This is a genomic window from Hominisplanchenecus murintestinalis (genome assembly GCF_943193015.1).
Classification (GTDB): Bacteria; Bacillota; Clostridia; order Lachnospirales; family Lachnospiraceae; genus Hominisplanchenecus_A; species Hominisplanchenecus_A murintestinalis.
The window spans coordinates 1-8,405 of record NZ_CALPCM010000067.1 but is presented as its reverse complement, the minus strand read 5'-3'; the positions used below and the strand labels follow the sequence as shown (position 1 = coordinate 8,405).

General features: G+C 40.1%; 8 protein-coding genes and 1 pseudogene. 3 read left to right on the top strand and 6 right to left on the bottom strand.

Going from position 1 to position 8,405, the window contains the following annotated elements:
- Window positions 1-254: 254 nt before the first annotated feature.
- The 6 genes from NFR99_RS13930 to NFR99_RS13905 form a co-directional block, all read right to left on the bottom strand.
- Window positions 255-884, bottom strand: coding sequence for a helix-turn-helix domain-containing protein (locus NFR99_RS13930; protein WP_251353953.1), 630 nt, complete (start codon window positions 882-884; stop codon window positions 255-257).
- Window positions 885-1,153: 269 nt separating this feature from the next.
- Complete coding sequence (locus NFR99_RS13925) at window positions 1,154-4,264, bottom strand: YodL domain-containing protein (RefSeq protein ID WP_251353952.1); 3,111 nt, start codon at window positions 4,262-4,264, stop codon at window positions 1,154-1,156.
- Between the two features lie 13 nt (window positions 4,265-4,277).
- Window positions 4,278-5,042: a class B sortase gene (gene srtB, locus NFR99_RS13920; RefSeq protein WP_251353951.1), complete on the bottom strand. Its 765-nt coding sequence runs from the start codon at window positions 5,040-5,042 to the stop codon at window positions 4,278-4,280.
- A gap of 63 nt (window positions 5,043-5,105) precedes the next feature.
- Window positions 5,106-5,840 (bottom strand): 8-oxo-dGTP diphosphatase, encoded by a 735-nt coding sequence (locus NFR99_RS13915; RefSeq protein WP_251353950.1) that lies wholly within the window; start codon window positions 5,838-5,840, stop codon window positions 5,106-5,108.
- A gap of 38 nt (window positions 5,841-5,878) precedes the next feature.
- Window positions 5,879-6,847: an ORF6N domain-containing protein gene (locus NFR99_RS13910; RefSeq protein ID WP_120487276.1), complete on the bottom strand. Its 969-nt coding sequence runs from the start codon at window positions 6,845-6,847 to the stop codon at window positions 5,879-5,881.
- Window positions 6,848-6,966: 119 nt separating this feature from the next.
- Window positions 6,967-7,290 (bottom strand): hypothetical protein, encoded by a 324-nt coding sequence (locus NFR99_RS13905; RefSeq protein WP_251353949.1) that lies wholly within the window; start codon window positions 7,288-7,290, stop codon window positions 6,967-6,969.
- Window positions 7,291-7,371: 81 nt separating this feature from the next.
- Here NFR99_RS13905 and NFR99_RS13900 point away from each other — a divergent pair, with 81 nt between their 5' ends.
- From NFR99_RS13900 to NFR99_RS13890, 3 genes and pseudogenes are all read left to right on the top strand, one after another.
- The gene (locus tag NFR99_RS13900) at window positions 7,372-7,842 is read left to right on the top strand and encodes a GNAT family N-acetyltransferase (protein WP_120487278.1); all 471 of its coding nucleotides are present in this window, start codon (window positions 7,372-7,374) and stop codon (window positions 7,840-7,842) included.
- Between the two features lie 27 nt (window positions 7,843-7,869).
- Window positions 7,870-8,046, top strand: coding sequence for a hypothetical protein (locus NFR99_RS13895; RefSeq protein ID WP_199735779.1), 177 nt, complete (start codon window positions 7,870-7,872; stop codon window positions 8,044-8,046).
- A gap of 21 nt (window positions 8,047-8,067) precedes the next feature.
- Window positions 8,068-8,313, top strand: a pseudogene (locus NFR99_RS13890) (KilA-N domain-containing protein); the annotation flags it as partial.
- Window positions 8,314-8,405: the final 92 nt, after the last annotated feature.

Below are 8,405 nucleotides of genomic sequence, written 5' to 3'. Positions count from 1 at the left end.
ATATCAAACAATACAATGCTGCTAAATGCGACATAGCTGCATAAAACACTGCAAATCCAACGAATCAATATCTTTTTGAAAAATGATATTTTCACCAAGGGGAAAGTCTGCCCTTTTTTAGAAGAAAAATATTTTTCATTTACCTATTGACATTTATTAGCTGGACTCAATCGTTTATAATCACATTTTATATACAGAACCAACTGAGTTGGTCGCATACCAGGCGACATTGAAATTTCGCCTTTCCTTTTCACTTAACCAAATACCGGTTGCCCATAAGCATACAATACATCATTGATCTCAAACATATCATAGATTTTATTCTGCAAAAAATATGCCACTATAATATCCGTTTTGGAACTTCTGGATAATGCAAACCCGGCACTACGGAGCAAATCCTTTGCTTCATCCAGGGATAACTCCAATGCTATTGTAAAAGCCAGCACTGTTTTCTTATTTGGTGCGTAGTTGATATCTTTCCGGATCTTTGAAAAATGTCTCCGGTCAACATATGCTTTTGTATATACTTCAGAATCTGTCAATCCCCTCTCATCAATCATACGAAGAAGACGTTCTGAAAAAGTCTCTTCCATCTGGTTCATCAGATCATCTATGTTCCGGTTTGTCGCCATTGTCTGCGACATTTCTTTGGTAATCTTCGTTTTTTTCATGCTGCCCATGTCAAATTCCGCTGGAGCAGACATATCTGTCTCATAGTCAGCAGGTGCTTCCTGCTTCTTCTGTTCCTTTCTCTTTTTCCGGAAGCTTGTTATTTTATCAAAGATGGACTTCATTTCTTCATCCATTTTAATATCATCTGTCCCTGGCTCGTAGTATTTGTCTATGTACTTTCCAACTTCTTCAATCAATTCTTTGTTTGCCATATACTTTACACCTGCCTTACTATTTCATGTTCTCATTATAAACCAAATTTGACTTTTTCACAGCTATTTTCATTCATCGTAATGGCGCATCCATCATCGAATACATTTGCATAACAAATGTTCTCTATATACAAATTTATCAATCCAATATCTTTTCTTGGTCGCATACCAGGCGACATTTTAAACAAAAAAAAGAGAGACCACCTCATAAAAGGCAATCTCTCTGTATCACATCTTTGTGCCAATACATGTATCAAACCATAATTATTTCATGCAAGCTCAACCCCTTTCTCTTTGCTATCTTTTCCCTGCTTTTTCGCAATAATCTCCTTATTGATTTTCAACCGCTCATGAATAGATTTCTTTTCCTTTTTCTCCATTGTTTTTTTGCTCTCTATAAGGGAGCCCTGTTTTAGGGCGCCCTTATCAGATACTGTTCTTTCAACCAACTTCTTTTCTCCATCCACCGATAATTGAACTGCTCCTTCAACTTTTTCTGGTGCCTTCTCTTCCAAACTGCAGAAACTCTGCAAATACGGCAGTACATGCTCCTGCATATCCGTAAGATCTGCTATATATGCCTGAAAAGATTCTTCTCCCTTACCCTTTTGGTAATTCAGCCAGCTTTCGTCATGCAGCTTCATTTCATTCTGGTTCTTTAACTGGCTCACAATACCGCCGTTTCCATCCCCGATATTGATTTTTCCTTTTAGTTCCTTCATCTGGTCACGATCCGGGTAGTAAATTGTAAAGTACATCTGTACAGTTTTCTCCGGCATTCCTGTACTTGGATCTACTTTTGAAGCCAGATCTGTATCCATTTTGGCTGTTATTTCATCCAGGCTTCCCCGCTTCTGATAACCGGAAATGTTCATTTCCTTATCCTCACAGAAATTGATGCGGACAACCGGTACTGCTGTCTCCGGTATCTCCGGCTGGTAAGCTTTCAGTTTCTCCAGAAGTTCTTCTGCCCGTAAAGACTCTTCACATTCCTCATCTACAATATCTTTCAAGAACGGAATGTACTTATGGGCATAACCACATCTTAATTCCAATGCGACAGTTTCCACCATATCTTCCTCCGGGCTGAAATTGTCGTGATAATCATAAAAGTCAAAGTCTTCCGCTAATTGATCCAGTGCCGCCGCCAGTTCATCCGCAGTCATTTTCTCCGGATAATAATGGACATTCAATTCCTTCGGGGGATAATAGCGAAAATCCGGAAATGCTTCTACGATCTTTTCCAATGCCTCATTTACCATTGGAAGTGCTGCCAGAAATGCCACATCATCCAGGCTGTCTCCCCGGATTGTTTTCCGGTTTACCAAGGATACTTCCGCCTCATCATAAAATGTATCATTCGGGTCACGGTAAATAATGCCCATGCCGTTTCCATAGTAACTTAACGTAGGGTCATCAATGATTTCCCGGTATTTTGCTAGTATCTCATCCAGATTGGTACTCTTATCAATTTTGCCAAGGCTATGGTATTCATCACATTCTGCAGCATAGTATTCCAGATATGGCTCTTTTTTCGGTGGCATATTATTCAGGACGTTATCGATCATATTATAGTTTGCCTCTTCCAACTCTTCTACTTTCGCCAATGGCTTATACTCACCACTGATTTCCATCTGCTCCGTTTTTTCATCCAGATACCGTTCGGATTTTTCAAGGAACTCTTCTAACGTACCAGTTTTGTCCGGTCTGATCTGGTTCATATCCACTTTCATATTTCCGACCTTATACCCAGCTTCATTCAACACGGAAAATAAATCATCCTCACGGACAGTTCCCTCATAAGCAATTACCACATCCAAATCCGAATCCTCATGATATAGCCCATCCCTTGTTCGGCTTCCATACACACGCACAGCCTGTATCCTGGCATCCAGATCGTTTTCCATAATCTCTGCCTGTGCAATCGCCCATACAGTCTCTTCGATTTCTGACTGGCTCATTCCATTTAATCCTGATTCCGCTTCCGTATGATCCGAAATAACCGGCACCCGTTTTCCCTGACTTCTTGCTTCCTGAAGGATCTCTGCCTCTACTTCTTCCGCTTTTTCCTGAAGTTCATCATAATCTACCGGTATCCGTTCTAACTGCTCCAGCCCTTCATCTTCTAAAATACTCTGAATAGCCTGTCCCATAGAAATATCAGGAACATATAAAATGCCTCCGTCCATGAGCTTATACTCCTTATCATAAAAGGAATAATCATATCCCTCCGTTGCCATCTGAATCGAAAAGTATTGATCCCCAATCCGGTAAGCCACTTCTTCCTGGTTCAGTTCCGGCTCTAATTGCAGGAAATCCGGCAATTCACGGAAGCTGATACTGTCTACAAAATATGCTTTTACATTTCCATTTTCATTGAGGACTACAATATCACTTACCGATAAGGAATGCCCGGTATAATCTGCCGGATGGGCAATATTGAATTTCTCATACAGAGAATCCAACGTATCGCCATAAAGCATTTTATCGAAATAGATTAGCTCATAGTCCTCTTTTCTCACCTGATATCCATGCCTTTCAATAAAATTCAGATCCATAAATTCATATTCTCTGCCGGGGCTGCCCTCAACGATCTGGTATATTCCATACCTGTTTTCTGTACCCAGAAGAAGTTTTGCCTCTTTCAGCGACTTTATCTGTGGATACTCCTGCATCCGTTTTTCCAACGCCCTGATCCGTTCCACCTCCTCTCTCTCCATCTGATAATGCTCCGGTCCTCTTTCAATCTCCATTCGTTCCCGCACCGCAATCGGTCTTTGATAAGTGGTAACTAGAAATACTGTCTCCCCCGCATCAAACATCCTTAATGCTTCATCTCTATCAAGATCTGTCATTGGAGGCTGATACAATCCAGCTTCCTCAAAATCTATTTCTTCCTCCTGCTCCTGCATACGCTGCCACGCATCTTTTTCAATTCCATAGAGACCTTCATGCTCCAATATCATCTCCCTACTGGCATAGTCCCCATGGGAACCATCTGACTGCAGGCAGTACACCTTTTCCCCGACACGATGAAGCTCCAGTGCCATCTCCTGACGAAGAGGGAACATGTCATCTGCGGTATAGCCATATCCCTTTAGCTCTGCCATTCCTACGGAACGATCCGGGAATCCGTCAATTTCCTCTTTGGCATCCCCCAGGATTTCATCCACCTTCTCCAAATCCGAGGAACGGACAGCGTCTGCCAGGTCTCTGACTATTTTCCTGATATGATAATCATCTCCGGTCATAGCAGCATACTCCAAAATCTGTTCCTCTGTAAGCACAATGTTTTCCCGCTGTTCTGCCCGCTCCATCTGTCTCTGGGCATAGTCCCGAACTTCTTTTTCTGCCATTGTCACAATCCTGTTCATTGCCATACGCATTTCCTCCCTATCGTCCAATTCTTCTGGCAAGTACAATCAGCCTGCCGTTTGGGCTGGAATATTCACAGGTAGATAAAGAAAGCAGCTCATCCTCCTCTCTGACGGTAACACCCGTCGGATAAAGCTGATAAGCTGCCATCTGCTGTAAATAATCCATCTGTTGTTTTCGTGTATCTTTGTGTAAAAAATCATAATAACCACCGCTTTGTGCCACATTTGTCACATACACGGCAGCTACTTCATACTGGTATTTCCGGTTTTTCAAGAATAACGTGATTTCCTCATGCTCACGGTAATACTCTTCTTTTTTATACCCATTTAATTGCTTGAACATACTGCCATCTTTCATTTGGTGACCATAAATAATCAAATGTTCCTGCCTGGCATCAATATCATTGCGGCAATCCAACATCAGTGTTCCACAGATAGCATAGTTCTTTTGAAAATCATGGTGCAGATAAAACTCATTGTCTTTTCCCTGCACGACCGGATAACTGATATCGGTTACATCAATCTTCAGCCACCCGATGCTGTCTGCATTTTCATCCAGCAATGCCTGATAATCAAAGTCATCTATTTCTGTCATTGGGTTATCCGCATTGGATTCTATATCATAATCCTCTGTATCCTTTTCCGGAAACGCTATCTCTTCCACCTGCCGGTAGTTCTGTCTGTTATCATAAGAATCCTGCCAGTAATCCAAGAGATATTTTCCACATATCACCGAAACAACCAGAAACACAGTCAGCATCATATTTTCTATTTTTCTCACACAGCACCTCCTTCCGGGCATGAAAAAACCGGCAGGTATTTCACTGCCGGTAAACGCCATAACTTAATATAAAGTTCCTACATATTTTCCATCTTCCAGATGCATATAGCACTCATTCATCTGTGCAGACTCTATCATCTGCAGAACATATTCCATCCCAGTGGCAAGTTCCTTTTCTTTAAACTCTTCCATCGGAATCCAGTAAACACTTCCTTCCCCAGAACTATGTAATATTCCTGAATACTGAACTGCTTTATACAGGAAAATCACATGATGCGTACCTGATTTATTCCAATGATATACGCCACAGAACAGAGGGTTCTCAATCGTAAGTCCCGTCTCCTCGTAAACTTCACGGATGACAGCCTTTGTAAAGATCTCGCCATTTTCCACATGCCCACCCGGAAACGTTGTTCCGGTATAACTGTCATTTACTTTATCCAATGCAAGTACATTTCCTTTTCCATCTTGCACCATACATAGATTCATGAAGCAAACTGTTTCCGTTTTCTTTTCCTCATGCTGGTTAAGGGACCGTCTCACTCGTTTGTTAATATCAGCCCTCTTTTTCTTATAATGTTTTACAACTTCGCCATAAGGAATCCATATGTCTGCATCGGTGATCCGCTCATATACTTTTGAGATAACGTCCCCAATTTGCTTATCCCCGGGAAATGTATAGTTTTTCTCATAATATGCTTTTGTCTCCAGATACATCCATTCAGCTATTTTTTCCTTTTGTTTCAGTTTTAAATGAGAATACTTCTTATCCGTCTGAAGAAGTTTACCATCAATCATTTTATGGTTCTTCCGGGACAACAAAAACCATCTCCCTTCTATTCTTCCGTTTCTAATTCCAACCTCTGCAAAATATCCCTTATAATACCGGCATCTTCAATCAGATTAATGCCAAAGCATTTCTTTCCAGCATCCTTTAGCGACGCTCCTACATGATACGCTGTTTTTCTGTCAAGGATCAAAAAGCGGTCATGAAATACGTTCGTGTATTTCACATCCAATGTTGGATACTGCATATTAAAATTATCAACATCCGTTTTTGACAGCTTTGTCCTTTTTAGAGTATATACTGTAACGGCTACATTATCTTTTTTCTTTGAAAGCAGGTTCAGTGTTCCTACATCGACATAGCCGTCAATTAAAGTAATTTCTTTTTCTGCTTTTTGAATCAGGCTTACTATCAAGCTGAAAGCATCATATATTTGCCCATCAAAAAATACCTTTTGATTTGACTCCTCATGATCAGCTATGTACTCAAATATCTGCTCAAGCTTTTCATCAGTTTTTTTCTGGTATTCCAACTGTTTTAATTCAACATTACTGATACGCTCAAAAAGCAGAGAATTATTGGCAATAAAACGCCTCATCTCTACAAAAGCATTCATGATATTAATACTGACCTGAATAGCTACGTCACTTCTTAGTACTGCAGAAAGCATAGCAATTCCCTGCTCTGTAAAGGCATATGGCAGATATCTTCTTCCGCCTTTTTTCTCATTGTCTCCGTTACTTTTCATTGAGGTCGCAATTTGCGACCTCAAACTCTCTGTTTCTTTTTCTGTCAGTTGAAACCGGAATTCTTCTGGAAACCGGGCGATATTTCTTTTTACAGCCTCATTCAACCGCTTGGTCTCCACATGATAAAGCATTGCAAGATCACTATCTATCATAACCTGTTTGTCACGGATGACATAAATTAGTTTTTCAATAGCAGGCTGTACAACTTCTACCATCTGTGTTTCCGCAGTTCCCTGGTCTATCACTTCATTTGTCATTTGATCAGCCATATAATCTCCTTACTCAACTTGAAATACAAATTTGGCACGTCAAGCTGATACATTCATTTTTTATTTTTTCAAAACCTGCCTTTATTTTACATTATTTTCATTCTCTTGCATACCATTATTTAGCCAATACAAATCTCGCTTGATATCCCGATTCTGTCTTCAGTATTTTCCAGTTGAGTACTCTTTTTATATGCACTGATTTTATCATGAATCGAACATTTTTCTTTTTCAGGTTCGTCCTGCTCTTCTTCCCCTTCCATCACAGCTTCCTTTTCATCCATGTTCAACAAGGCATTCAGTTCCGACAGACGCTCCAATTTCTGATTCAGTTCTTCCTCTTTCGGGAATGTTTTTTTCACCTCTTCCATCGCATTTTTCAGCTGTCCCTGCACCGTCTCAAGCTTACGCTCTGCTTCCGCCAGTTTTTGCGGGATTGCTTCCAATGCGTTATTGATCCTGATGATATTACCATTTTCATCGGAACCAAGGCTGACACGATATACATTTTCATTTTTCAGGGAAACATGGATTATAAAATTCGAGAAATTAGAAAAAATGAATATCCAATATTATCTGATTTTCTGTACGAAGCAATTTTTATTCCAGAGGGCATGGACAAGCCGCCAAAATCTATTATCGAACGGCCAGAGCTGCAAGTATATATTAAGGATTTTGGAAAAGCGGATGATTGGTGTTTCGTTGTGGAAATAAAAGAGAAGATTGTAGGCGCAGTATGGGTTCGTATTATGAATGATTATGGGCATATTGATGATGAAACGCCCTCATTTGCTATTTCACTGTATGAGCAATATAGGAATATGGGCATTGGTACAGCACTTATGAGAGATATGCTTGAATTTTTAAAGAATAAAGGCTATAAGCGGACGTCTCTTTCTGTACAGAAGGTAAATTATGCAGTTCGTATGTATCAGAAAGTAGGTTTTGAAGTCATTGACGAAAATGAAGAAGAATACATCATGGTTTGTCGGTTGTGATGTGATGGGGAGGGAGGGTATGTGTAAATGACTGGTAATTTAGATGAAAAAGCGGTAAAGGAAGTCTTAAAAAGGATTATCGAGAATAATAACAACATTCCGTATAAGGCTAAAGCAGAGATAAAAGCGATAATAGAATTGGAACACAATCCAGAAAAATTGCTGCAAGAGTGCCTGCTGTATATGCTGTCATATAAGGGATAATCTGTGTTAAAGGAAGTAGTTGGAGATAATGCATTTACATTGACACCGCAACAGTGGATAAGAGCAACAGACGCAATCGGTATTATATCAAAATCAGGACGATATGGAGGTACATATGCCCATACAGATATAGCCTTTGAGTTTGCGTCGTGGATTTCCCCAGAATTTAAGCTCTATATTATTAAGGACTATCAGCGGTTAAAGAAAGATGAAGCAAACCGATTAGCGATTGGTTGGGATGCTAAGAGGGAACTTTCAAAAATAAACCTGAATTATTCACAACTGTGCCGTGAAAGTGGCTGAAAGCCACATAGTTACTGTATTTAAGCTGCTTATTGCATTTCATCTAATAAGTGAAT

Excerpts from the sequence above, each read along its gene's own strand:
- NFR99_RS13930 (WP_251353953.1), bottom strand. The coding sequence starts at position 884 with ATGGCAAACAAAGAATTGATTGAAGAAGTTGGAAAGTACATAGACAAA.
- NFR99_RS13925 (WP_251353952.1), bottom strand. The coding sequence starts at position 4,264 with ATGGCAATGAACAGGATTGTGACAATGGCAGAAAAAGAAGTTCGGGAC.
- NFR99_RS13915 (WP_251353950.1), bottom strand. The coding sequence starts at position 5,840 with ATGATTGATGGTAAACTTCTTCAGACGGATAAGAAGTATTCTCATTTA.
- NFR99_RS13910 (WP_120487276.1), bottom strand. The coding sequence starts at position 6,847 with ATGGCTGATCAAATGACAAATGAAGTGATAGACCAGGGAACTGCGGAA.
- NFR99_RS13900 (WP_120487278.1), top strand. The coding sequence starts at position 7,372 with ATGGATTATAAAATTCGAGAAATTAGAAAAAATGAATATCCAATATTA.
- NFR99_RS13895 (WP_199735779.1), top strand. The coding sequence starts at position 7,870 with ATGACTGGTAATTTAGATGAAAAAGCGGTAAAGGAAGTCTTAAAAAGG.